Annotated in this window: 26 protein-coding genes and 1 tRNA gene; 19 read left to right on the top strand and 8 right to left on the bottom strand. The window is 62.1% G+C overall.

All coding sequences use genetic code 11. From position 1 onward, the window contains the following. Positions 1 to 52 precede the first annotated feature (52 nt). Positions 53 to 128 (top strand) — tRNA-Asn (locus tag QZ190_RS08465). A gap of 51 nt (positions 129 to 179) precedes the next feature. Here QZ190_RS08465 and QZ190_RS08460 read toward each other — a convergent pair. Further along, entirely contained in the window at positions 180 to 869 is a 690-nt protein-coding gene (locus tag QZ190_RS08460; RefSeq protein ID WP_291915331.1) for a GntR family transcriptional regulator, read from the bottom strand. A 121-nt stretch (positions 870 to 990) separates the two neighbouring features. Between QZ190_RS08460 and QZ190_RS08455 the strand changes: the two genes are divergently transcribed. From QZ190_RS08455 to QZ190_RS08435, 5 genes are read left to right on the top strand one after another with little or no spacing between them, the layout of a single operon-like run. After that, positions 991 to 1,488, top strand: coding sequence for a TRAP transporter small permease (locus QZ190_RS08455; RefSeq protein WP_291915330.1), 498 nt, complete (start codon positions 991 to 993; stop codon positions 1,486 to 1,488). After that, positions 1,485 to 2,774 carry a TRAP transporter large permease gene (locus QZ190_RS08450; RefSeq protein ID WP_291915329.1) on the top strand — a complete coding sequence of 430 codons (1,290 nt, stop codon included), beginning with the start codon at positions 1,485 to 1,487 and terminating at the stop codon, positions 2,772 to 2,774. The genes QZ190_RS08455 and QZ190_RS08450 overlap by 4 nt, the downstream gene beginning before the upstream one ends. 55 nt (positions 2,775 to 2,829) lie before the next feature. Next, positions 2,830 to 3,870 (top strand): TRAP transporter substrate-binding protein, encoded by a 1,041-nt coding sequence (locus QZ190_RS08445; RefSeq protein ID WP_291915328.1) that lies wholly within the window; start codon positions 2,830 to 2,832, stop codon positions 3,868 to 3,870. Beyond that, positions 3,867 to 4,238, top strand: a complete 372-nt coding sequence (locus tag QZ190_RS08440) for a TIGR04076 family protein (protein ID WP_291915327.1) — start codon at positions 3,867 to 3,869, stop codon at positions 4,236 to 4,238. The genes QZ190_RS08445 and QZ190_RS08440 overlap by 4 nt, the downstream gene beginning before the upstream one ends. After that, positions 4,235 to 5,275 carry an aldo/keto reductase gene (locus QZ190_RS08435; RefSeq protein WP_291915326.1) on the top strand — a complete coding sequence of 347 codons (1,041 nt, stop codon included), beginning with the start codon at positions 4,235 to 4,237 and terminating at the stop codon, positions 5,273 to 5,275. The genes QZ190_RS08440 and QZ190_RS08435 overlap by 4 nt, the downstream gene beginning before the upstream one ends. A 101-nt stretch (positions 5,276 to 5,376) precedes the next feature. Here the strand turns inward: QZ190_RS08435 and QZ190_RS08430 are convergent, their stop codons facing one another. From QZ190_RS08430 to QZ190_RS08420, 3 genes are all read right to left on the bottom strand, one after another. Then, a complete protein-coding gene (locus QZ190_RS08430) occupies positions 5,377 to 6,138 on the bottom strand; it encodes an SDR family NAD(P)-dependent oxidoreductase (RefSeq protein ID WP_291915325.1) in 762 nt (253 codons plus the stop codon). Between the two features lie 56 nt (positions 6,139 to 6,194). Further along, positions 6,195 to 7,193, bottom strand: a complete 999-nt coding sequence (locus tag QZ190_RS08425) for an acetamidase/formamidase family protein (protein ID WP_291915324.1) — start codon at positions 7,191 to 7,193, stop codon at positions 6,195 to 6,197. Between the two features lie 109 nt (positions 7,194 to 7,302). After that, positions 7,303 to 7,755, bottom strand: coding sequence for a helix-turn-helix transcriptional regulator (locus QZ190_RS08420; protein ID WP_291915323.1), 453 nt, complete (start codon positions 7,753 to 7,755; stop codon positions 7,303 to 7,305). Positions 7,756 to 7,982: 227 nt separating this feature from the next. On the opposite strand from QZ190_RS08420, the gene QZ190_RS08415 reads away from it, so the two are divergent. The 6 genes from QZ190_RS08415 to QZ190_RS08390 all read left to right on the top strand — a co-directional run bounded on the left by QZ190_RS08415 (position 7,983) and on the right by QZ190_RS08390 (position 13,127). Beyond that, complete coding sequence (locus tag QZ190_RS08415; protein ID WP_291915322.1) at positions 7,983 to 8,750, top strand: SDR family oxidoreductase; 768 nt, start codon at positions 7,983 to 7,985, stop codon at positions 8,748 to 8,750. 24 nt (positions 8,751 to 8,774) lie between these two features. Then, positions 8,775 to 9,665, top strand: coding sequence for a DMT family transporter (locus tag QZ190_RS08410; RefSeq protein ID WP_291915321.1), 891 nt, complete (start codon positions 8,775 to 8,777; stop codon positions 9,663 to 9,665). Positions 9,666 to 9,802: 137 nt separating this feature from the next. Then, positions 9,803 to 10,864 carry a cyclase family protein gene (locus QZ190_RS08405; RefSeq protein WP_291915320.1) on the top strand — a complete coding sequence of 354 codons (1,062 nt, stop codon included), beginning with the start codon at positions 9,803 to 9,805 and terminating at the stop codon, positions 10,862 to 10,864. 75 nt (positions 10,865 to 10,939) lie between these two features. Next, positions 10,940 to 11,329 carry a hypothetical protein gene (locus tag QZ190_RS08400; protein ID WP_291915319.1) on the top strand — a complete coding sequence of 130 codons (390 nt, stop codon included), beginning with the start codon at positions 10,940 to 10,942 and terminating at the stop codon, positions 11,327 to 11,329. After that, on the top strand, positions 11,326 to 12,693 hold the full coding sequence (gene chrA, locus QZ190_RS08395) for a chromate efflux transporter (RefSeq protein WP_291915318.1): 1,368 nt from the start codon (positions 11,326 to 11,328) through the stop codon (positions 12,691 to 12,693). The genes QZ190_RS08400 and chrA overlap by 4 nt, the downstream gene beginning before the upstream one ends. 95 nt (positions 12,694 to 12,788) lie before the next feature. Then, positions 12,789 to 13,127: a zinc ribbon domain-containing protein YjdM gene (locus QZ190_RS08390; protein ID WP_291915317.1), complete on the top strand. Its 339-nt coding sequence runs from the start codon at positions 12,789 to 12,791 to the stop codon at positions 13,125 to 13,127. 73 nt (positions 13,128 to 13,200) lie between these two features. Here QZ190_RS08390 and QZ190_RS08385 read toward each other — a convergent pair whose 3' ends face one another. Then, positions 13,201 to 13,665, bottom strand: a complete 465-nt coding sequence (locus tag QZ190_RS08385; RefSeq protein ID WP_291915316.1) for a DUF4148 domain-containing protein — start codon at positions 13,663 to 13,665, stop codon at positions 13,201 to 13,203. Between the two features lie 159 nt (positions 13,666 to 13,824). Between QZ190_RS08385 and QZ190_RS08380 the strand changes: the two genes are divergently transcribed. Both QZ190_RS08380 and QZ190_RS08375 read left to right on the top strand, forming a co-directional pair. Further along, positions 13,825 to 14,172, top strand: a complete 348-nt coding sequence (locus QZ190_RS08380; protein WP_291915315.1) for an ATPase with chaperone activity — start codon at positions 13,825 to 13,827, stop codon at positions 14,170 to 14,172. 7 nt (positions 14,173 to 14,179) lie between these two features. Beyond that, entirely contained in the window at positions 14,180 to 15,544 is a 1,365-nt protein-coding gene (locus tag QZ190_RS08375) for an MATE family efflux transporter (RefSeq protein ID WP_291915314.1), read from the top strand. A gap of 46 nt (positions 15,545 to 15,590) precedes the next feature. On the opposite strand, the gene QZ190_RS08370 is transcribed toward QZ190_RS08375, so the two are convergent. The 3 genes from QZ190_RS08370 to flgA form a co-directional block, all read right to left on the bottom strand. Beyond that, complete coding sequence (locus tag QZ190_RS08370) at positions 15,591 to 16,028, bottom strand: flagellar protein FlgN (RefSeq protein ID WP_291915313.1); 438 nt, start codon at positions 16,026 to 16,028, stop codon at positions 15,591 to 15,593. Between the two features lie 7 nt (positions 16,029 to 16,035). Next, positions 16,036 to 16,338 (bottom strand): flagellar biosynthesis anti-sigma factor FlgM, encoded by a 303-nt coding sequence (gene flgM, locus QZ190_RS08365; protein WP_291915312.1) that lies wholly within the window; start codon positions 16,336 to 16,338, stop codon positions 16,036 to 16,038. A gap of 124 nt (positions 16,339 to 16,462) precedes the next feature. Then, positions 16,463 to 17,272 carry a flagellar basal body P-ring formation chaperone FlgA gene (flgA, locus tag QZ190_RS08360; RefSeq protein WP_291915311.1) on the bottom strand — a complete coding sequence of 270 codons (810 nt, stop codon included), beginning with the start codon at positions 17,270 to 17,272 and terminating at the stop codon, positions 16,463 to 16,465. 56 nt (positions 17,273 to 17,328) lie between these two features. On the opposite strand from flgA, the gene QZ190_RS08355 reads away from it, so the two are divergent. The 5 genes from QZ190_RS08355 (at position 17,329) to QZ190_RS08335 (ending at position 22,637) form a co-directional block, all read left to right on the top strand. Continuing rightward, complete coding sequence (locus QZ190_RS08355) at positions 17,329 to 18,480, top strand: hypothetical protein (protein ID WP_291915310.1); 1,152 nt, start codon at positions 17,329 to 17,331, stop codon at positions 18,478 to 18,480. Between the two features lie 206 nt (positions 18,481 to 18,686). Then, positions 18,687 to 19,076 (top strand): flagellar basal body rod protein FlgB, encoded by a 390-nt coding sequence (flgB, locus tag QZ190_RS08350; protein WP_291915309.1) that lies wholly within the window; start codon positions 18,687 to 18,689, stop codon positions 19,074 to 19,076. Between the two features lie 2 nt (positions 19,077 to 19,078). Beyond that, on the top strand, positions 19,079 to 19,504 hold the full coding sequence (gene flgC / locus QZ190_RS08345; protein ID WP_291915308.1) for a flagellar basal body rod protein FlgC: 426 nt from the start codon (positions 19,079 to 19,081) through the stop codon (positions 19,502 to 19,504). A 14-nt stretch (positions 19,505 to 19,518) separates the two neighbouring features. After that, the gene (locus QZ190_RS08340; RefSeq protein WP_291915307.1) at positions 19,519 to 20,208 is read left to right on the top strand and encodes a flagellar hook capping FlgD N-terminal domain-containing protein; all 690 of its coding nucleotides are present in this window, start codon (positions 19,519 to 19,521) and stop codon (positions 20,206 to 20,208) included. Between the two features lie 44 nt (positions 20,209 to 20,252). Further along, on the top strand, positions 20,253 to 22,637 hold the full coding sequence (locus QZ190_RS08335; protein WP_291915306.1) for a flagellar hook-basal body complex protein: 2,385 nt from the start codon (positions 20,253 to 20,255) through the stop codon (positions 22,635 to 22,637). The last annotated feature ends 16 nt before the right edge of the window (positions 22,638 to 22,653 follow it).

The following is a 22,653-nucleotide window of genomic DNA, read 5'->3' as shown; positions in this document are numbered from 1 at the left end:
TCTGCGGCCCCTCTCAAAACAGACTAAAAATCGCTCTATAATTCAAAGCTGTTCCTCAATAGCTCAGTCGGTAGAGCGCCGGACTGTTAATCCGTAGGTCCCTGGTTCGAGCCCAGGTTGAGGAGCCAAATCAACAAAGCAAAAAGCCCACCCAAAAGGTGGGCTTTTTACTGGGCGCTTCACATGGGGCCAGATGCCTCTGCCTGTTGGCCCACTTGGCCTTGCATCAAGCGCCAGGCCCAATCCAGATCAGCCTCCAGTTCCCGTCGAGCGGCTTGCGCGTCTCCTTGGGCCAATGCCTGCATCAGGCCATGGTGGTGCAAAGTCCGTGGTGCGCCCTGCTCGGGCTTGTGATGGGCCACGGCCACCCGCACATAAGGACCGCTTTGCAGCCACAAACTGCGAATCATGGACAGCAATGTGGGTGACTGAGCCGCCTCATACAGCGTGAAATGGAAGCGCCGATTGGCCTGCAATTCGGCCTCGACATCACCCGTTTGCAGCGCGCGTGAAAACTCGGCATCGGCCAATTCAAGTGCGGCCAACAAATGATCATCTGCACGCACGGCCGCCATTTCAGCCGCGTGCCCTTCCACCAAAAGCCGGGCCTGGTGGATATCGTCGAGTCGCTGAACCGACAGGTGTGGCACACGAACGGGTCGCTGCGTTGCGGACTCCAAAGCACCCTCGGCCACCAAGCGCCGCAAGGCCTCGCGCACGGGCATCACACTGGTGTGAAAGGCCTCGGCCAAGTCCCTGATCTGAAGGGTTTGCCCGCCCTGCAGGCGACCGCAAATCAAGGCGTCTGAGAGTTCGGCATAAATGCGATCCTGCACCGAGTCGCGCGAGACCGGACGCAACACCGGCATCGGGGATCGCAAGGATTCTGGACTGGGGGCATCACGTCGGGGTCGGGCCATGGGGCAGTATATCCACGCTTGCTTTATTCAAGAGGCATGCCGTATTATGTGATCACATTATGGTGAACGCATGAAATCAGCCCCATCCGAACCCCTGCCCGCAGCAGCACCGCGACCCGCTTTGTGGTTTGTCCATGTGGCCTCATGGGTGCTCGCGGCCATGGCCGCTGTGGCCTTTCTGGATGTGGTTTTGCGCATCGCAGGCCGCCCCATCACCGGGGCTTACGAATTGACGGCCTTGCTCATGGGCTTGCTGGTCTATGCCACCTTGCCCCTGGTGACCGCGCAGGACGACCATGTGCGCGCTGGCATTTTGCAAATGTGGCGAAGTGCGCCAAAGGGCCTGGCGCGCGTGCTGCGCGAACTGCGCAAAATCCTGTCCTGCCTGGCTTTGGCCTATCTGGCCTGGGCATTGTTTCAATACATGCTGCGTGTCGGCGCAGCGGGTGACCGGGCACCCTACATCGAAGTGCCCTTGTCGTGGGTGGCCGGATTTGGGGCGGTGAGCATGGCGCTTTCTGCGGTGATGGTCTTTTGGTCCAAGCGACGTGTCGGGATCGCTCCATGACCGCCACCTTGATCGCACTGGCCGTGATGCTGGCCCTGATTGCGCTCGAAGTGCCCATTGCCGTGGCCATGCTGGTCACGGGCGTGGTCGGCTGCCTGAGTGTCCTGGGTTGGAGCCCCACCTTGTTCATGGTCGGTGAAACGGCCTTCAGCACCGTCAACAACTATTCGCTCACGGTGGTGCCTTTGTTCATCCTGATGGGCAACCTGATCAACGAAGCGGACATCTCGCGCGAGTTGTACCGCGCCACCTACCGTTTTGTGGGGCATCTGCGTGGCGGCCTGGCGATAGCCACCGTGCTGGCCTGCGCGGGTTTTGCGGCCATTTGTGGCAGCAGCCTGGCCACATCAGCGGCCATGACGCGTGTGGCCTACCCCGAGATGAAGCGTTACGGCTACAGCGATGCGCTGGCCACGGGCTGCATCGCCTCGGCCGGGACTTTGGGCATCATGATTCCGCCCAGCGTGGCCCTCATGGTCTACGGCATCATGACCCAGACCGACATCGGCAAGCTGTTCATCGCCGGTGTGCTGCCCGGCCTGTTGGGGGCCTTGTTGTACGTGGGCGCGGTCATGGTCTACACCTGGCGTCACCCCGAATCGGGCCCGGCAGGCGAGCGCAGCACTTGGACAGAACGCCTGCATTCCTTGCGCGGCATCGGCAGTGTGGCCCTGTTGTTCGGTCTGGTGATTGGCGGGCTTTACGGCGGCTGGTTCACCCCGACTGAAGCGGCGGGCATCGGCGCTGCGGGTGCCTTTGCGATTGTGCTGGCACGCGGGCGACTGACCCGCAAGATGTTGGTGCAGGTGCTGCGCGAGACCGCCGTCACCACCACCAGCTTGTTTTTCATTCTGATCGGGGCTTTGGTCTTGTCCAAGTACATCACCATCTCGGGCTTCACGCCCTGGTTGGGCGGCGTGTTTCAGGGCATGGACCTGTCGGCCATGCAGTTCCTGCTCATCATTTGTGCCATGTATTTGGTGCTGGGCTGCTTTTTGGAAAGCATGTCCATGCTGTTGCTGACCCTGCCCATTGTGTTTCCCCTGGTGGTCAGCTACGGCATCGACCCGATCTGGTTCGGTGTGCTGATCGTCACCCTCATCGAGGTGGCACTGATCACCCCACCCGTGGGCATGAACGTGTACATGCTCGCCAGCCAGATTCCATCGGTCCCGCTGAATGTGGTGTTTCGCGGGGCCAGCGCCTTTGTGGCGGCAGACGTGATTCGCTTGGGCATCTTGCTCGCTGTGCCCGCCCTTGCGCTGTGGCTGCCCTCCATCACCTGATTCTTTTCAAAAATCCTTCGTCCCCTCCAACACCCTCAACCCAAGGAGCTTTCCCATGGTCACCCCTCGTTTTCTGCGCCAGTCCTTGCTCATCACTGCGCTGGGCAGTCTCGCCCTGGCAGCGCAAGCCCAAACCGTCTGGCGCTTTTCCAACTGGCTGCCACCGACCCACCACGTGGTCACCGAAATGATCCAGCCCTGGGCCGCCGATGTCGAAAAGGCCACCGAAGGGCGGGTCAAGATTCAGGTGCTGCCCGCACTGGGTGCGCCGCCAGCTCACTTTGACTTGGTCAAAAACGGCGTGGCCGACATTGCATTCAGCGTGCATGCCTACACGCCCAACCGTTTCAAGTTCACCGAAATGGGCGAGCTGCCTTTCACGACCGACCACGCGGTGGTCAACTCGCTGGCTTACTGGCGCACCTACCAAAAGCACTTTGCACAAGCCAACGAACACGAGGGCACGGTGCTGCTGGGTCTTTGGACCAATGGCTCCTACCAGCTGTTCACCAAGGCCAATGCCTTGACCTCCATGAACGCGGTCAGTGGCATCAAGATCCGTGTGCCCGGCACCACGGTCGAAAAAATCACCCGCTCGCTCGGCATGACGCCCATCTCTTCGCCGCTGTCCGAAGCTTACGAGCAAATCTCGCGAGGCGTGATCCAGGGCATGTTCCAGCAAAAGGAAACCGTGGTGGCCTTCAAGATGACCCAGCACATGCCCACGGCGTCGTATGTGCCGGGCGGTTTTGCGCATTCCAGCCAGTTCGTGGTGGTGAACGCCGCGAAGTGGGCAGCACTGGAGGCGCGCGACCGCGCAGCCATTGAAAAGCTCTCGGGTGAGGCCATGGTTCGCCGCTTTGCCACCGTCTGGCAGGCCAAGGAAGACGACGCCGACCGCCAACTGGCCGCTGCCGGGGTCAAGGTGACACCCGTGCAAGGCCCCCTGCTGCAAGAGCTGCGCACCAAGCTGGCTTTTGTGCAGGACGAATGGCTGGCAGAGGCTGGCAAGAAATCGCCTGCCGCCAAACAAGCGCTGGACGAGTACCGTGGCCTCATCACCAGCGTGTCGCGCGAGTTGGGCGTGACCAAATGAGCCCGCCCGCAGGCAACGACCAATTTGAATTGTTCGACCTGCGGGTGGAGTGGGAAGGCGATGGTCCTTGCTGGTGCAAGGCCAAAGCCGGCGACCACTTCGAGCTGCATGGTGAGCAGCTGCATTTTCCGCCGGGGCAAAGCTGGTCCATCTACACCCTGGCGGCGCTGCTGCCCATCCTGCCTGCCAAGCAACGCCCCTGCCACCCCAACGACTGGATGAGCACAGACGCCCGCGTGGCCTGCCCCGATCCGAATTGCAAGGCCCGCTTTGTCATCAAGCGCTGCGGCACTCGGTCGTTCAACCACGCGGCCGTCACCGCAGAGCCTTTGGCCAACCCTTCACACGACCCCGACAAAACCCCATGAGCATTTCCACCACCGAGCTGGCACCGAATTACCGTGCGTCCCGACTGATCAAAGGCTGCTGGCACCTGGCGGGCGGCCACGGTGAGGTCAATCAGGCGCAAGCCGTGCGAGACATGGCCGCCTTCGTAGAGGCCGGTCTCACCACCTTTGACTGCGCTGACCACTACATCGGCGTGGAAGCCTTGATTGGCCGGTTTCGGCGCGAACACCCCGCACTGGCAACCCAGCTTCAGGTACACACCAAATGTGTGCCCGACTACGACCGGCTGACATCTTGCGACCGCGCCTACCTCACCGGAATCATCGACCGTTCACTGGAACGCCTGGGCGTGGCGCAGCTGGACCTGGTGCAGTTTCACTGGTGGAACCTGGCCCAACCGGGCTATGTCGAAGCCTTGGGCATCCTGAGCGATCTGCGCCGCGAAGGCAAAATCGCGCACCTGGGTCTGACCAACTTCAACACCGCCGTGACCCGCGAAATCCTGGACGCGGGCATTCCGCTGGTCAGCACGCAAGTGCAGTACTCCTTGCTGGACAGCCGCCCCGACCAAGGCCTGGTCGCGCTGTGCAAGGAGCGCGGTCTGCAACTGCTGTGCTACGGCACCTTGGCTGGCGGCCTGCTCAGCGATGCCTGGCTGAACCAAGCCGAGCCCACGGAGCCTCTGGCCAACCGCTCACACACCAAGTACAAACTGATCATCGAAGATTTTGGCGGCTGGGACCTGTTTCAGGAACTGCTGCAAGCCTTGCAGGCCATCGCCACGCGCCATGGTGTGGGCCTGGGTGATGTGGCCACGCGCTGGGTGATTGACCGCCCCCAAGTGGGCAGCGCCATCATGGGCTTCACCTCAACGCGCCACCTGCCAGCCACGCAACGCATTGAAGCCTTGCGCCTCGATGCGCAGGACCACGCCCTTTTGACCCCCTTGCTGGCACGGCGCACCGGACCTGCTGGCGACTGCTACGACATCGAGCGCGACAAAGAAGGCCGACACGGGCGCATCATGCGCTACAACCAAAACGAAGGGCGTCACTGAAAACGCGCGGTCTTGCAGGCCAGAAGTTGCAGGCCCTCAGCCCAAGGACCATATTGTAAGAGCCTGAAAGGCTTGGGCCGCCCGTCAGCCCAAGCCCGCATTCACAACTGAACGCCTTTGGTCAAGGCACCATCCACCACCAAGTTGGTGCCCGTCACAAAACTGGCCGCCGGGCTGGCCAGGAAAGCCACGGCATTGGCGATTTCCTGGGGCGTGGCCATGCGGCCTGTCGGGTTCATGGCCAAAGCTTGTTTGAACAGCTCAGGGTTGCCCACCTCGATCTGATTCCACACACCGCCCGCGAAATAGGTGTTGCCTGGCGATACGCTGTTGGCGCGGATGTGCTTGCCCGCCAAGTGGTAAGCCAGACCTTGGGTGTAGTGCACGATGGCGGCCTTGAAAGCGCCGTAAGGGCCCGCCGCAAAATCGATCTCCCGACCTGAAACACTGGAGATGGTGACGATGGAGGCGTGGCTGCTTTTCTCCAAAAAAGGCATGGCGGCATTGACCAAGCGCACCGTGCCCATCATGTCCACCTGAAAGCCTTGTTGCCAACCGTTCTCATCGTTGCTGATGGCCAGGGCACTGACGTTGGCCACCACAATGTCGATGCCGCCCAAAGCGGCGGCCGCATCCGTCACCCAGGCTTGCAAAGCTGCGCCATCGCCCACATCCACAGCGCGGCCAAAGGCCTTGACGCCATGGCGGGCCAACTCTTGAACGCTTTGCTCCACCTCGGCTGCATTGCGGGCACAAATGGCCACGTGCGCGCCATCGGCGGCCAAGGTTTGTGCAATGGCTTGGCCAATGCCTTTGGTGCCGCCCGTGATCAAAGCGGTGCGGCCTTTGAGTCCTAAATCCATGGGGTTCCCCTTTCAGTTGAAAAAATTGGCAGCACAACGCGCTGTGTTGATGGCGCTCAAACGCCCTCAGGCGCGAGGTATTTTTTGGTGATGGCCGCACCCACGGTGTATTTGGGGTCGACAAAATTGCCCAGCCGAACCTGACCACATTGGCTGAGCATCATGTAGGCGTCCCAGCGGTCGTAGCCATATTCAGCCTCCATCCACAACACCAACTCGCGGTAAGCGATGCGGGTGGCATCTTCGAGCGGCCGTGCACTGCCAATGGCCATGATGACGGCTTCGTTTTCCAGCCGTGGCCAATCGATTTGCCAGCCCTTGATCAGGTCCACCTCGATGGTGGTGGTGCTGGCAAACTCCACAGCCGTGCCACACACCTCACCATCGCCCTGGCAGGCATGGGCATCGCCAATGAAGAGCCTGCCGCCCGCTGTTTGCACCGGCAAATAAGTGATGCTGCCCGGCCCCATGTCGGGCAGGTCCATGTTGCCGCCGTGGGCATCGGGTGTGAGGGTGTTGATGGAGTCGATCTCGGGCGAGCAACTCAAGGTGCCAATGTGCGGTTTGTAGGGCAAGGTGACGCGTTTGCTCCAATACACACCGTCTTCATCGACATCGATTTTGCGGACGATTTCAGGCAATGAATCGGAGAGCAAAGCGGTCAAGGATGTACCGCTGAGGGCACCAAACTGCGGGATCATGCAGCAGGTGCCTCGGGGGTTGGGGCCACGCGGGCGGATGGACTTGATGTGCACCGCGATGACGTCGCCCTTTTCCGCTCCTTCGACCATGATGGGGCCGTTTTGCGGGTTGACAAAGGGCATGGTCAACACACGAGACGGCAGGTCTTGCTCGGTCTTGATGGCCCCCTCAAAAGCGTCTCGGGTTTCCACCACGATGCAGTCGCCAGGCCGCACCTTCAACACCGGGTCTGAATAGGGGCCGATGGTGTAGTGGTATTTGCCCTGCAGGGCTTCCGTGAGTGAATGGGTTTCAGGCGTGCGGCCTTGCGCGACACCGCGCAGGCGCATGATCGATAGGTCTAACCAGTCCATGAATTTGCTCCGGATGAAATGAGACACGGGCCATGCCCAGCATGCAACTCATTTTGATCAGAAGCCCAAACAGGGGCAATAAGGGCTAGCCCTTGGGTGACTCAAATCCTCAAGCCTCGGCCGGCTCAGTGGCGTGCTGCGCCAGCCGCGCCGCCACCTCTTTTTTACCCAGCTTGCGTACGGCCGCGATGGCCTGGAGCTGCGCCGCGCGGGGCTTGGACTTGCCCGTCTCCCAGTGGTAGACGGACTGGTTGGACACCCCCAGCAACAAGGCCATCTGCGCCGCCGACAAACCCCATTTCTTGCGCAAGGACGCAAAGCCATCGGCCCGAAAACGCAGGCCCTGGGCCTCGTCCTCTTCTTGAGGGGGCGCGATGGGCCGAGCGGCTGTTTTGCCCAAGCGGCGAACCACCGCTTCCAGGCTGGCGATGCGCCTTTTGAGATCAGCGATCTCGGCGCGGTGGGTGGTTTGGGCCTTTTTCAGAACCGCCGCTTGTGTGCGCGATTCTTTTTTGGCGATGCGAGAAATCTCGGTTTTCAACTGGGCTGCAAAATTGCTCATGTTCTGTCCATCCATTCGGAACGTGGATCATACGCAAACTGAATGTTCATACCCGGGCCGGATCGAGGGCCGGTTCAGGACAATGGGCCCTACCCGCTTGACCACCCCTTGTCACCTGAGCAGCAGGCCAGCCCGCAAAGGCTGCTTAAATACAGGCACGGCGTGCCCCATGGGCCGCATTGGCCCACTCGGGCAGTCCCCATCCAGCACTTGAACAGGAGCCCTCCATGACCCCATCCCTTAAAGGCCAAATCGCCTGGATCACTGGCGGGGGCAGCGGCATTGGGCTCGCAGGCGCCATGGCGCTGGCCCAGGCCGGGGCCCATGTGGTGATCTCGGGCCGCAACGCCGCCACCAACGCCAGCGCTTTGGCGGCGCTGCAAGCCCTGGGCAGTGCCGAGGCCCTGCTGCTGGACGTGGCCGACAAGCACGCCGTCAAGGCGGCCGCGCAGCAGATTCTGGACCGGCATGGGCGCATCAACATCCTCGTGACCAGCGCGGGCACCAATGCCACGCAACGCAATTTCGACGTGGTCACGCCCGAGGCTTGGGACGATGTGGTGGCCATCAACCTGTCGGGCCTGTTTTATTGCGTGCACGCGGTTCTGCCCGCCATGCGCCAGCAGCAAAGCGGCTTGATCATCAACGTGTCGTCTTGGGCGGGTCTTTACGCATCCAAGCTCACTGGCCCGGCCTACAACGCCACCAAACGAGCCGTGCTGGCCCTGACCGAGTCCATCAACATGGAGGAATGCACACACGGCATCCGCGCCACGTCCCTCTTGCCCGGCGAAGTGGCCACGCCCATTCTGGACAAGCGGCCCGTGCCGCCGTCTGCCGAGCAACGCGAATTGATGGTGCAGACCGAGGACATGGGCCAGGCCATCCTGTTTGTGGCGCAGATGCCCGCTCGCACCTGCATCAACGAATTGGTCATCTCCCCCACCTTCAACCGCTTTTACACGGGCGGGCTGGAGACACCGCCCAAACGCTGAGCCCGGCGGCATCTGACCCAGCCCATGAGCCAGCTTTTCAGCGACAGCGCCCGGCACCGCCGCATCGGCATTGCGCTGGTGACGGTCACCACCTTGATGTTTGCGGTGCTCGATGCTTCGGCCAAGTGGCTGGTGCTCACCTTGCCGGTGATGCAGGTGGTGTGGATGCGCTTTCTCACGCATTCGCTGTTTTCCATCGCGGTGTTTGCCCCGTCGGTCAAAGGCGATTTGCTGCGCTGGCGGCACCCGCGTTTGCAGCTGCTGCGCGGCTTGATGCTGGCGGCCATGACCGGCCTGAACTTCTGGGCCTTGCAGTATTTGCAGCTGGCCGAGACCGGGGCCATGCAGTTTTCCGTGCCGGTTTTGATCGCCCTGCTGTCGGCCTGGTGGCTGGGCGAGCGGCTGGACGCCAAGCGCTGGCTGGCCATTGCGGTGGGCTTTGCCGGCGTGCTGGTCATCATCCGCCCGGGCAGCCAAGGCTTTCACCCGGCCATCTTGCTTTCGGCGCTCAATGCCATTTTGTACGCGCTCTTCAACATGATGACGCGCTACCTGGCCAGCAGCGAAAACCCGGCCACGACGCAGCTGACCTCGGCGGTGGTGGCCACCTTGGTGCTCACGCCCGTGGCGCTGTGGCAATGGCAACAACCGGCCACGCTGCTGGAGTGGTCGGTGATGGCCTTGGCAGGTTTGTGTGGCGGCATTGGCCACTACTTTGTGGCCGTGGCGCACCGCTATGCCTCGGCAGCGGTACTGGGGCCGTTTTTGTACCAGCAGATCCTTTACATGACCGTGCTCGGCTGGCTGGTCTTTGGCCAGGTGCCCGACGTGGCCGTGGTGCTGGGCGCCGTGGTGGTGGTGGGCAGCGGCCTGTATTTGCTGTGGCGCGAGTTCCAAGGCCAGGGCCTTCAGTGATCGACCCAGACCAGACCTGGTTGAATTCAAGCTGCTCGCAGTCAGATCGGTGACACAAAGCGCGCCGTCCAGCGCACAAGATGTGAGCCACGCACAGCACGCATCTTGTGCTTGGGCCGTCATCACAGGAGTCTGGCATGTCTTCTTCTCCCCGCTGGAAACACCGCCCGCCGGGCTCTAACTGGGGCGACTTCGGGCCCGATGACCAATGCGGTCGCATGAACCTTTTGACGCCCAACAAAGTGCTGCAAGGCATGCAAGAGGTGCGCACGGGGCAAACCTTCAACCTGAGCCTGCCGCTGGATTTCCCAGGCGGCAACGTGCTCAACCCCCGCAGGCAGCCACCTGTGTTGCGCCCCACCTTGCGCGGCGACAAGCCCAACATGAACTACCAGCTGTGGTGTGACGACCCGGTTTGCACCGATGTGGTCTGCGACGACCTGGTGATCATGCACTTGCAGTACAGCACCCAGTGGGACAGCCTGGCCCATGTGGGCTCGATGTTCGACGCCAATGGCGACGGTGTGCCCGAGCCGGTGTATTACAACGGCTTTCGCGCAGGCACCGATGTGGTGGGGCCCAGCAGTGGATCGGGGGCTGGCATTTTTGGTTTTCCGGAGATCGCCCGCGAATCGACCTCTTCTGCCAAAGCCTTGGGCATCGAGAAGATGTCCGAGCGCTGCGTGCAAGGCCGCGCCGTGATGATCGACCTGCATGCCCACCTGGGCCGCGAACGGGTGCGGGTGGGTCACGACCTCCTGATGGACATCATGCGCAAGGACAGCGTGGTGGTGGAGCCCGGCGACATGGTGTGCCTGCACACGGGCTTTGCCCAGATGCTGCTGGAGATGAACAAACAACCCAACCCGCATGCGGTGGAAAACTCGTGCGCCGTGCTGGAAGGACGCGACGAGCGGCTGCTGCAGTGGATCACCGATACGGGCCTGGTGGCGCTGATCGCCGACAACTACGCGGTCGAGGGCTTGCCCGCCACACCCCGGCCCGGCAGCTGCGCGGCTTTGCCCTTGCACGAGCATTGTCTGTTCAAGCTGGGCGTGCACCTGGGCGAGATCTGGCACCTCACGCCCTTGGCCAACTGGCTGCGCGAGCACGGCCGCCACCGCTTTTTGCTGACTGCGCCACCGCTGCGGCTGCCCGGGGCCATTGGCTCGCCCGCCACGCCCATCGCCACCGTGTGAGCCATCTGCCAAATCAGCGCCTGTGGCAGCGACAATCGGGCAGCTGGAAAGACAACGCCGGAAAGGACATGGCCGATGGATTTGCAATTGCTGGACTTTGACTGCAGTGAAGACACCGAGGGTGTGGTGTGCTGGGACGCGCTGGCGCAACCGCAGCCGCGCCACAACAGCGCCTTGCTGCACGAGGTGGCACAGGTGCTGGCCTGGGCCCATGGCTTCGATGCACAAGGCCCCGGCCCGCTGGAGGACGGCGCACATTGGGACTTTGACCTGCAAGCCACGCGTCACCCTGGCAGCCAAGCCGCTCAAGATGTCCGTCTGGTGTTCGATGCGCAACAGGGCCAAATTCACTTGGACGCGGCCGAGCTGTCGCAGCTTTTGACACACCCCATGGCGCTGAGTTTGAGCCTGAGCGGCACACACGGCTTTGCACAGGCCTTTCGCGAACGTTGGGGTGCGCCATGAGCGGCACCCCGCACGCTCCGCCTGAGGACAGCGGCGGTGCCCAGCCCACCTGGCGTGAAGCCCTGAAGTTCTGGTTCTGGTTGGGCTGCATCAGTTTTGGCGGCCCGGCCGGACAAATCGCGCTGATGCACGAAGAGCTGGTGGTGCGCCGCCGCTGGATCTCGGAAAAACGCTACCTGCATGCACTGCACTACTGCATGCTGCTGCCCGGCCCCGAGGCGCAGCAACTGGCCACTTACACCGGCTGGCTGATGCACGGCACCCGCGGCGGCATCGCAGCAGGAGCCTTGTTTGTGCTGCCCTCATTGGTGCTGCTGATGGTGCTGAGCTGGGCCTACACCGCCTGGGGCCAGCACCCTTGGGGCCAAGCTCTGCTCTGGGGCCTTAAGCCCGCCGTGACCGCGCTGGTGCTGCAAGCGGCGCACCGCCTGGCCCTGCGCACCCTGAAGGCCCGCTGGTTGTGGGCGCTGGCCATTTTTTCCTTGCTCGGCATGCTCTGGGGTCTGCCCTTCGCCTTGATCATTGGATTGGCAGCGGCCACGGGTTATCACATGTCGCGCCAGGCCACAGGGACCACACCGACACACGAAACCTCTGTCCCAGCGCCTGACCAAGGCGCAGCGCCAACCACACCTCACCCGACCGCCTGGCTGGACGACGACACGCCCGCCCCCGCGCACACGCACTACAGCCACCCACGCCTGGTGCGTGCCTTGGCCTTGGGGGTGGGCTTGTGGGCGCTGAGCCTGGGCCTGATCGCGCTGGCGTTCGGGCTGGGCCACACGCTCACGCACATGGGTGGGTTTTTCACGCAAGCGGCCTTGCTCACCTTTGGTGGCGCTTACGCGGTGCTGCCCTTTGTGACACAAGCGGCGGTGGTGCAGTACGGCTGGCTGAGCGCGGCCCAAATGATGGATGGCCTGGCCTTGGGCGAGAGCACGCCTGGGCCGCTGATCATGGTGGTCGCCTTTGTGGGCTTTTTGGGTGGGCACAGCCAGGCCTTGTTCGGTCACCCTGTGCTGGGCGGCATTGTGGCGGCCTGCGTGGTGACGTGGTTCACCTTCCTGCCGTCCTTTGTATTCATTTTGGCGGGCGGCCCCCTGGTCGAGTCGACACGCCACATGCCCTCGCTGACTGGACCGCTGCAAGGCATCATGGCGGCCGTGATCGGCGTGATCGTGCACCTGGCGGGCGTGTTTGCACGCCAGACCTGGTTGCCCGGGGGCTGGCACATGCTGCCCGACTTGGGCGCCATCGCGCTGACTGTACTGGCCACTTGGCTGTTGATTCGCAAAAAGCTGAGCGTGTTCAAACTGCTGGGCCTGTGCACGGCGCTGGGGCTGGTGTGGCAGCTGCTGGTTTGAGCCCTGCGCGTCAGGGCCAGAATGCGCCGCCCGGTCGTGTTTGAACGCCGCTTTGAAAAGACGACAATGGCGAGCTTTGAAGCCGCAGACACCCCATGAGCACCCTCCCCCCTTGCCCCCAATGCCACGACGAATACACCTACCTCGATGGTGATTTGCTGATTTGCCCCAGCTGTGGCCATGAATGGAACCCGGCCGAAACCGCCCCCACCGAAGGAGTCAAAGTCTGGAAAGACGCCAACGGCAATGCACTGCAAGACGGCGACACAGTCACCTTGGTCAAGGACTTGAAGATCAAGGGCTCGTCGGCCGTTGTCAAAGTGGGCACCAAAGTCAAAAACATTCGGCTGATTGATGGTGACCACGACATCGATTGCAAAATCGATGGCTTCGGTCCCATGCAACTCAAAAGCGGATTTGTCAAAAAAGTCTGAGCCTGCGCACGCTGCGACGCTATCTTGCCTCCAATGAGCTGGCGTTCACGAGGCAGCGTGCTGGATGCTGGATTTATCTCTTGGGGTACAAATCCGGGTACATGTCCCTGAGCATGCAGCCGCTTTCGTCAGGGGCAGGCATGTTGCCGGTGCGCTTGGCCTCGTCCAGTTCGGCGCGCACTTGCTCGCGGGTTTTGCATGGCACAACGGGCTTGGGCGGGTAAGCCGACGGGTTGATTTCGTTGAGCAGGCAGCCACTCTCGTCCGTGGACGGGATATTGCCCGTGCGCCGCGCCTCGGCCAATTCGGCACGCACTTGCTCGCGCGTCTTGCAAGGTGCTACCACTTTGGGCGGGTAGGCTGACGGGTTGACCTCATTGAGCATGCGTCCGGTCTCGTCGTTGGCAGGCATGTCGCCCGTGCGGATCGCCTCCATCAACTCGGCGCGCACCTGTTCACGGGTTTTCGGTCCACCAGGGTCTTGCGCCAAAGCAAGGCCCGCAGACAGCGCCAGCACAGCAAGGGTCAAGGCAGACAAGGTGTTTCGCATAGAGATTCCTTTTAAAGTGGGACAAAGCGCCGGCCCCGGCTCCGTCCACCGCGACAGAAGCACCCAAAAACCGGCGTCGCCACCAATTTAAAAAAACAGGGTCGCTGCGTCTGTGCGTTAATTCACACCCAGAACGCCTGCTACACCATGACCCAAGAATTCCAGATCGACATCCCCGCCTCCTTCATGGCCCTGTACGTGCCGCCCGGCAAGATCAAGCCCACGCTGGGCCAGCGGGATCTGGCCGCCCGTTACGAGCTGTGCGAAGACCTGGCCAACCTGCTGACGGAAAAAGCCGCCAACATGCAGTTCACCCTCGGCATCACCGAAGAGCTGGTGCTGGCGCAATGCGAAGCCGGCCTGCTGACCGCGCCCGCCGTGGTCACGCCTGGCGAGGCGCGCTGGGTGGTCTGCCGCCTGGCCGAGCTGCTGCAGTGGCCCATGGACCAGCTCTTGCAAGCGCCTGCCCCAGTCCAGCCAAGCCCTCTGGATTGAACACAACATGAGCACACCTGATTTGCAAAGGCTGCTCACGGCCCCGATCTTGCCCACCTTGCTGCGCCTGGCTGCACCCAATGTGTTGGCCATGGTGATGACGGTGCTGGTGGGCGTGGCCGAAACCTATTACGTGGGCCGCATGGGCACCACACCGCTGGCAGCCATGGCCCTGGTGTTCCCGTTTGCCATGCTCACCCAGATGATGTCGGCCGGGGCCATGGGCGGGGGCGTGTCGGCGGCCATCAGCCGAGCCCTGGGCGCTTCGGACCTGGTGCGTGCGCACAGCCTGGTGCAACACGCCTTGCTCATTGGCTTGGGTGCGGGCCTGATTTACAGCGCCCTCTTTTTGCTCTGGGGCCCTGACTTTTACGCGCTGCTGGGCGGGCGGGGTGCGGTGCAGCTGCAGGCGGTGCAATACGGCCAAGTGCTGTTTGCCGGGGCCGTCCTGGTCTGGCTGCTCAACACGCTGGCCTCCATCGTGCGGGGCACGGGCAACATGCGCGCGCCCTCGTTGGCACTGGTGGCCACCGCCGGTTTGCAAATTGTGCTGGGCGGTGCGCTGTCGCTGGGGGCCGGGCCCGTGCCGGCCCTGGGCATGGTGGGGGTAGCGCTGGGCCACATCCTGGCCACCGCGGCAGGCGTATTGTATTTCCTGTGGTACCTGGTCCGCAGCCAGGGGCGCTTGACGCTGCACCTGCAGGGCTTTGTGCTGCAGCGCGCTTTGTTCGTCGACATCCTGCGGGTGGGGGCGGTGGCCTGCTTGTCGCCGGTGCAGTCGGTGCTGGCGATCCTGATTTTTACCGGCCTGCTGGCGCAACTGGGCACCGAAGCACTGGCCGGGTACGGCATCGGCCAGCGGCTGGAGTTTTTGCTGATCCCGATCGCTTTTGGCATTGGCGTGGCCGCTGTGCCCATGGTGGGCATGGCCATGGGCGCCGGCCAGGTGGCGCGGGCGCGGCGCGTGGCCTGGGTGGCCGCTGGCGTGTCGGCCCTGAACTTGGCAGTGATCGGTGCGGTGGTCACGCTGGCGCCGGATCTGTGGGCGCGCCTGTTCACGCAAGACGAGGCGGTGCTGGCCTACGCGCGGCAATATCTGGTGACGGCCGGCCCGGCCTTCCCTTTCTTTGGCCTGGGCCTGACGCTGTACTTCGCATCTCAAGGTGCAGGCCAGGTCATTGGCCCGGTGCTGGCCGGCACGGTGCGGCTGGTGTTGGTGGCGGGTGCGGGCTGGTGGCTGGCGCAACACCAGGGCACAGCGGGCGATTTTTATGGGCTGGTGGCGCTGGCCATGCTGCTGTATGGCGTGGTGACGGCTGCGGCCGTGGCTTTCACGCCTTGGTCCCCTTCGGCCGGTCGCGCTTCCAAGTGAGTGCGAACCAGGTCTGGGAACAACTCAAACCCGATGGGGCAGAAGATCAGGCATCCAGAAAAGGGCTGGATTTGTGGCGACGTGAGACTTGACCGAGGCGGTCATAAAGATCGACCGTGGCAGCCGACTCGCCTTGAAGGGCTTGCAAAGCACCTTTGACCGCTTGCAACTGTCGCTGGAGCAGCTGGATATTGCGCAAATGGTCTTGTTTGCACTGCAGCAGTTCGGCTTGGAGGTTTTGCCACAGCACGGGCACCGACTCCAGACCTGCCGCCCATTGGGCGACTTGGGACAAGCGCTGCAAAACTTGAATTCTTTCTTCCTGCAAAGCCTCAAAGCCCTCCATATTACGGGCTTTCAACACCTCGAACTCCAGCGCCAGCAACTCGGCCAGGCGTGCCGTATCCGCCGGCGCATGGGCGAGCAAGGCGTCCATCGTGCCGTTTGGAGGACTCAGCTCAGGCAGTGTTGGGCTGGGGCTCATACCGGATTCATTCCTTGATCATTTTTTCAATGGCCAGGAAATTTTCGGCGATGCGGCGCGTATCCAGAGGGTATTGACCCTGCTGAATGGCGAGTTTGATGGCCTCGACTTTGGCCCGGTCGAATTCTGGCTCTTGCATGGCTTTTTGCGCAACGGCGCTCAGTTTGACTTCGTCGGTCTGGGGTGCCAAGACCTTGGCGAGGCCTTCGGGCGCAGCGTCAGACGCCCGCTCCTGGGCCCTCGCAGACACTTGGCGATTGGACGAGTCCATTTGGGCAACCCGGCGAAAACTAGAGATGGGATCAGTCATGATGGTTCTCTTTTCTGGTCTCTGTTCAATGAGCTGAGACCTCGCTCGCATACAGAATCGACAGCTGATTCTAGAACTTGAGCCCAACAGGTGATTATTTTCATGAATTTCATGATCTGGCGAATTAAAGGCCTTGCACCTGGTTGGGACCTTTGACCAAACCCGTGAGCATACGCCCGGAATCGCGGTTTTTGAGCTTGATTTGCTCGCCGTAGCGACCGTCTTGCTGTGCTTCTACCCGGGCCGAGATCTGAAACCCCTGGGCTTGCCCGATCGACATCAGCACCATCTGGCCCCTTTTGACGAGCACGGTAGGCCGAATGTCCTGACTGCGCAAAGGGGTATCGGGGCGGACATCGCGCACCACCTCACTGTGCAGAATTTGGGAAACTTGCTCAAGAACATTGGCGGGCATACCCGATGTATCGACAGGGGCCAGCCGAACATGAGCCTCGGTCAAGCTCATGCCGCGCTGCAAAGGGACAGCCGCCACCAGCACCTGGCGTTTCTCAACCGGTGCCGATTCGGCCTTGGCCTGGCCGGACGGTGCCGCCACACGCCCAGCAACGGACACTCGCACATACAACTGCCAGGTCGGTTGGGCGCAGCGCACGCGGATGGTATCGGGGCTGGCAAAGGGCAAATCCATGGCCAGAGGGCTGGCGCAGGCCTTGACCTGAAGGCGTGGGTCCATGGGGGCGAGCACGACCGATTCGGCCGCCACCGATTGGGTTTGCGCCACCCAGTCGACCACCGCTTTTTGCAGGGCTGCTGCAGGCGTGGCCGATATGACCGGTATGGCCGCCACGGCCGTCCAACTGCTCAAACAGAACACCGCCCCGAGCCAGAGGCCACGGATCGTGACCTGGTCCAGAAGTCGGCACAGCATTTGCATGGAGGGTTTCATAGGTGTGAAAGTTTTGACAGTGTTCATGATTTCCATCTACCAAGCAAAAACGAGACCAGCCCCCAGAACTACCTGCCAACGACATGAGCAACCTGTTGACCCCTTTGCCCAGCCTGCCTGCGCTGAGCCCCCCTGCCCCTTCGGGCAGCGGGGCGCTGGCGCCTGCGACAGGCCGCGCGGGGGCCTTTGGCCAGATGCTGGCCGATGTGGCCCCGCGCAGTGGCAGGGTCCAAGCGCAGGAAGGTGACACCTTGATCGGTCTGGTCAAGGCCCATTACCGGCAAAACCAGCAGCCCATCACCGAGCAGCAGGCCATGCGCCTGGCGCACCAGGTGGCAGCACGCAACCAGATTGACAACCCGAACCTGATCCTGACGGGGCAAAAAATCGATTTCTCCAGCCTGCAGATGCCCGCTCTTGCCCGCAGCGAGACGCCCGGGCCCCTGGACTTGAGTCCGCGCAGCGCCCAATCGGTGGCGCAACTGGCCAGTCCGCCCCCCCTGACGGCCAATGCGTTGGCCAGCCGTCCGGCCGCCTGGGCCAGCCACTCGGCCAGCACCGGCCAGCACCCGGTGCTGGACAAAACACTGGAGCGGGCCGTGGCCAAGGGTTTTGTGCCTGCCGCCGAGGTGAGCGCTGTCAAGGACCGGGTCCTGGCCCTGGCCGATCGCTACAACTTTCAGCCCGATGACTTTGCCCGCCTGAGCCTGATGGAGAGCGGCGGCATGAACCCCCAGGCCAGCAACGGCAACTGCCACGGCATCATCCAGTTTTGCAATGGCCCCAACCGGGGGGCCGCCGCAGTGGGCTTCAAAGACAACCCGCGCGCGATTTTGGGCATGGGCTTGCTGCAGCAACTGGACCTGGTGGACCGCTATTTCTCTCAAGCCGGTCTGCGCGTCAAAGGCCCCCCCATCGGTCTGGACGATTTGTACCTGACGGTGCTGACCCCGGCAGCGCGGCAAGAAACACGGCCCGATGCACCCTTGCCCATTGCCGGGCCACAGGCGCGCTATCTGCATGTGGGGCAAGACACACGAGGCCCCATCACGCGCAATTCCATTTTGGCGGGACTGCACACCTTGACCAATGCCCTGCTGCCCCAAGCCGCCCGTAACGCAGCCGCCCCTGTGCTCGGCGCATTGGGCAAGGGGGGCATGACCCGCCTGTACGACGAAGTGGCCAGCACGCTTCCTGCGGCCTTGCCAACCGCCGCGCCCAACGCGCTGCGCTGAGCAGCGGCAATGGCTGGCCGCCAGCCATTGCCGCTGACGGCAAATTGCCGCTCTGAGCGGCAAGGGCAAATCGGTCTAATTCCAAAGACCACAAATTGACTTGGCACGGCTTTTGCAGCTATCGACCACAAGCCGCTCAACTTGAGCACCCCTCGTCAAAAAATTGACGGACCTTGACCATCGAACCCGCGACCACAGGAGTCCAGATGAATTTGTTAAACCAGGCACTCGGCGTGCATGAACAAGCTTTGCAAGTCAAAAGCCGCCGCCTTGAAGTGTTGGCGCAAAACATCGCCAACGCCGATACGCCCAACTACAAAGCGCGGGACATCGACTTCAAGGCCGTCATGAAAGAGACGCAACAGCAAGGCAGCGCCATGACCACCACCAGCCAGGGCCACTTTGCCGTGGGCCAGGGAATCGATGCCGATGGCATGCGTTACCGCACACCGTTCAACACCGCCTTTGACGGCAACACCGTCGAGATGAGCGTGGAACAAGCCCAGTACGGTAAAGCCGCCGCCGACTACCAGGCCACGCTGAACTTTCTGGAAAGCCGCGTGAGCAGCGTGCGCAAAGCCTTGAGAGGAGACTGAACATGGCCATGGACAATATTTTCGGCATTGCAGGCACAGCGCTGAACGCGCAGCTGACCCGCATGAACGCCACCGCCTCCAACCTGGCCAACGCAGGCACCGTGGCCACCACCGAGCAAGATGCTTTTCGCGCCAAGCGCCCGGTGTTCAAGGCCTTGATGGATTCACAGATGACTCACAACGGTGCTCCCTACGTGGGCGGCGTGAAGATCGACCGCATGGCCGATGACACCGCCCCGCCACGGCGCGTGTCAGACCCGAACAACCCCCTGGCCGACAAGGACGGTTACGTCTACCAGACCAACGTGAGCGAAGTCACCGAAATGGTCGAGATGATGGCCGCCGCACGCTCCTACCAAAACAACGTCGAAGTGATCAACACGGCGCGTCAACTGATGATGCGCACGCTGGACATCTCCAAGGCCTGACCTGAAAGCACCCCATGGCCACACCTAACGTGACATCGTCCAGCCTGCTCAAAAACGTCTCGCGCTACGAAGACGTGAAAGACGCCGCCAAAAAAACCAGCGAAGACATGGGCAAGCAGGATTTCCTGACCTTGTTCACTGCGCAGCTGCAAAACCAGAATCCGCTGGAGCCCGTGAAGAACGAAGCTTTTGTGGCCCAGCTGGCCCAGTTCTCGCAGCTCGAAGCGCTGACCAACATGCAGGGCTCGCTGGACAAATTCGTCACCTCCATGTCGGGCGAGCGCATGCTGGGCAGCGCCTCACTGATTGGTAAAAAAGTGGCCGTGACCGACACACCCACCCAGCTGACTTCGGGCGGCGCCATCGATGGCAGCATCGACCTGCCCATGGGCGCCAGCGGCGTTCAGGTCAGCGTGTTCGACAGCCAAGGTCGCCTCGTGCAAGAGCTGACCGCAGGACCACAAACGCCCGGCACCACCCCGATTTCGTGGAACGGCAAGGACGCTGCAGAAAACCCCGTGCCCAGCGGTTTGTACCGCCTGAGCGCCACCGCCGTGGTCAATGGCAAGAGTGTCCCTGTTCCGGTCAGCACCTTGTCCACCGTGCGCGCCATCTCCAGCAACCCGGCCGACGGCAGCGTCAGCGTCGAAGTCGACGGCGGCAAAACCATGCTGTTGACCGACGTCAAACGCGTCGGCATCTAAACAACCGCCACCCAACACCCCCATTCAAACAGGAGCCCTTCAGCATGTCGTTCTATACCTCGCTCACCGGACTGAACTCAGCCACCGCGCAGTTGGCCGTCACCTCCAACAACATCGCCAACGTGGGCACCTCGGGCTTCAAGCGCTCGCGGGCCGACTTTGGCGACATCTTTTCCACCTCGCCACTGCAAAAGTCGTCGAGCAACATCGGCCAGGGCGTCTCGCTCAAGCAAGTGAGCCAGGAATTCAGCCAGGGCAACATCTCCACCTCGGGCAACTCGCTGGACCTGGCCATCACGGGTGATGGCTTCTTCCCGCTCAAGACACCCGACGGCCTGCAGGACATCTACACCCGCAACGGCTCCTTCACGCTGAACGACCAAAACAACGTGGTCAACTCCACAGGCCAACGCCTGCTGGCCGCCTCGGTGGACTCGTCCGGCAAGGCCGATCTCGAGCGCCTGTCGCCGCTGGTGATCCCGCCCAAGACATCGGGTGAAGCCAAAGAAACCACCAAAATCCAACTGGGCCTGAACCTGCCGGCCGATTCACCCGTGATCCTGGGCGACTTTGACCGCAGCAACCCCGCCACTTACAACAAAAGCACAGCGCTGACGGTGTACGACAGCGGCGGCAACGGTTACCTGGCCACCGTCTACTACACCAAGACCCAGAACGCCAGCCCGGGCAGCCCCTTCTCGAAGTGGCAAACCGAGTTCTTTGTGGGCGACACCCAGGTCAAGCCTGCGCTGCAGCAAGCCTCCAACAGCACCGGCTCGGAGCTGTTCGTCAACAAATACGGCGACATCCGCCCCAAGTCTGACCCCTCGGTCACCCCACCCAGCGGCACAGTGGCCATGTACACCCTGGACCAGCTGACCGATGTGCGCAACTCTTCCCCCGCACCGGCCGTGGGCGACACCATCAACAGCACGCACTTTGATGTCGCCTCGGGCTTTTACAAAACCAGCCCCACGGCCACGCCCACCGACTTCAAGGTGGGCAACACCATGGGCTTCAAGTTGTCGGTGGACGACTCTCCACTCACCGTCATCAACTACACCTTGACCGCTGCTGACCAGGATCCCGCCACGCTGGCGCGCAACCTGCAAATCGAGATCAACAACGTGATGGGCAAGCTGGCCGACACCCCAGACGATCCATTGACACCCGAAGTCGACCCCAAAGTCAACGCGCGTTACGGCATCACCGTGGGCTTCAACCCCGACTCCGGCCGCTTCACCTTCAACTCGGGCACCACGGGTGACGCCTCCAACATCCGCCTGGAAACCTCTACGGCCACACCGAGTGAGTCTCTGTCCAGCAACTTGTTGGGCGTCAAGATCGATGCAGGCGTGGGCGTGTTGCAAACCCCCAGCTCGCTGGAAGCTGCCCAGCGCGGCAAACCCAGCTACCCCGCTGTGCTGGCCGGCGACACGCTCACCATCAACACCTCAGGCAACGTCGCACTGGTGGAGGCCAACAACGACTTCACCGTGTCGGTGGACGGTATCACCGCCAAAATCAACGTCGACACCGGCAACTACTCGATGGAAACCCTGGCGGCCAAGCTGAAAGAAAAAATCAACACCATCGTGGACCCGGTCAGCAAACGAGAAGTGGCGGGTGTGGACGTGAAATGGGATGCCAAGGCCAAGCAATTGGTCTTCAGCACTGGAACCACGGGCGATGCCGCTTCCATTCAGGTGACCGGCCACCCCGATTGGGGTCTGGGCAACACAGAAATGCGTTTCGGTCAGACCACCCAGTGGATCAAGTTGGCCCAGTACGCCGACAACGGTGCCCTGCAGTACGTGCGCAACGGCAAGCAAACCGAAGACATCTCGGACCTGAACACCAAAAACGACTGGTGGCCCGTGTTCCTCGACCGTGGCGAGCTGACCTTTGACCTGACCGGTAAACCCGTCTCGCCCATCAAGCCCATGGGTTTTGAAACCGCCTTCTTGCAAGGCGGCAAGGGTGCGCTGACCATGTCGATCGACTTCACCCAATCCACCCAGTACTCCAGCTCCTTTGCGGTGCTCTCGCAAGCGCAAGACGGCGCCCCCGAGGGCGAGCTGATGGGCCTGGACATTGGCGTGGACGGTCTGGTCAACGCCACTTATTCCAACGGCTCGCAGAACTCGCTGGGCAAGATCGTCTTAGCCAACTTCTCCAGCCCCTCTGGCCTGCGTCAGGTGGGTGACGCCAGTTACCTGGCCTCAGCCACCTCAGGTGTTGCCAAGGTTGGTGAAGCCGGCTCCGCTGGTTTCGGCACGATTCGTGCTGGTGCAACAGAACGCGCCAACGTGGATTTGACACAGGAGCTGGTGGACTTGATCACAGCCCAACGTAACTTCCAAGCCAACGCCAAAGCGATTGAAACCAGCTCCACCATGACCAGCGCCATCATCAACATCCGTTCTTGATGCGCTGAAACACCCC

The sequence above is a fragment of the Limnohabitans sp. genome, from assembly GCF_017848645.1.
Taxonomy (GTDB): domain Bacteria; phylum Pseudomonadota; class Gammaproteobacteria; order Burkholderiales; family Burkholderiaceae_C; genus Limnohabitans_A.
Note: the sequence above shows the minus strand (reverse complement) of the source record. Positions and strands in the feature narration are given on the sequence as shown.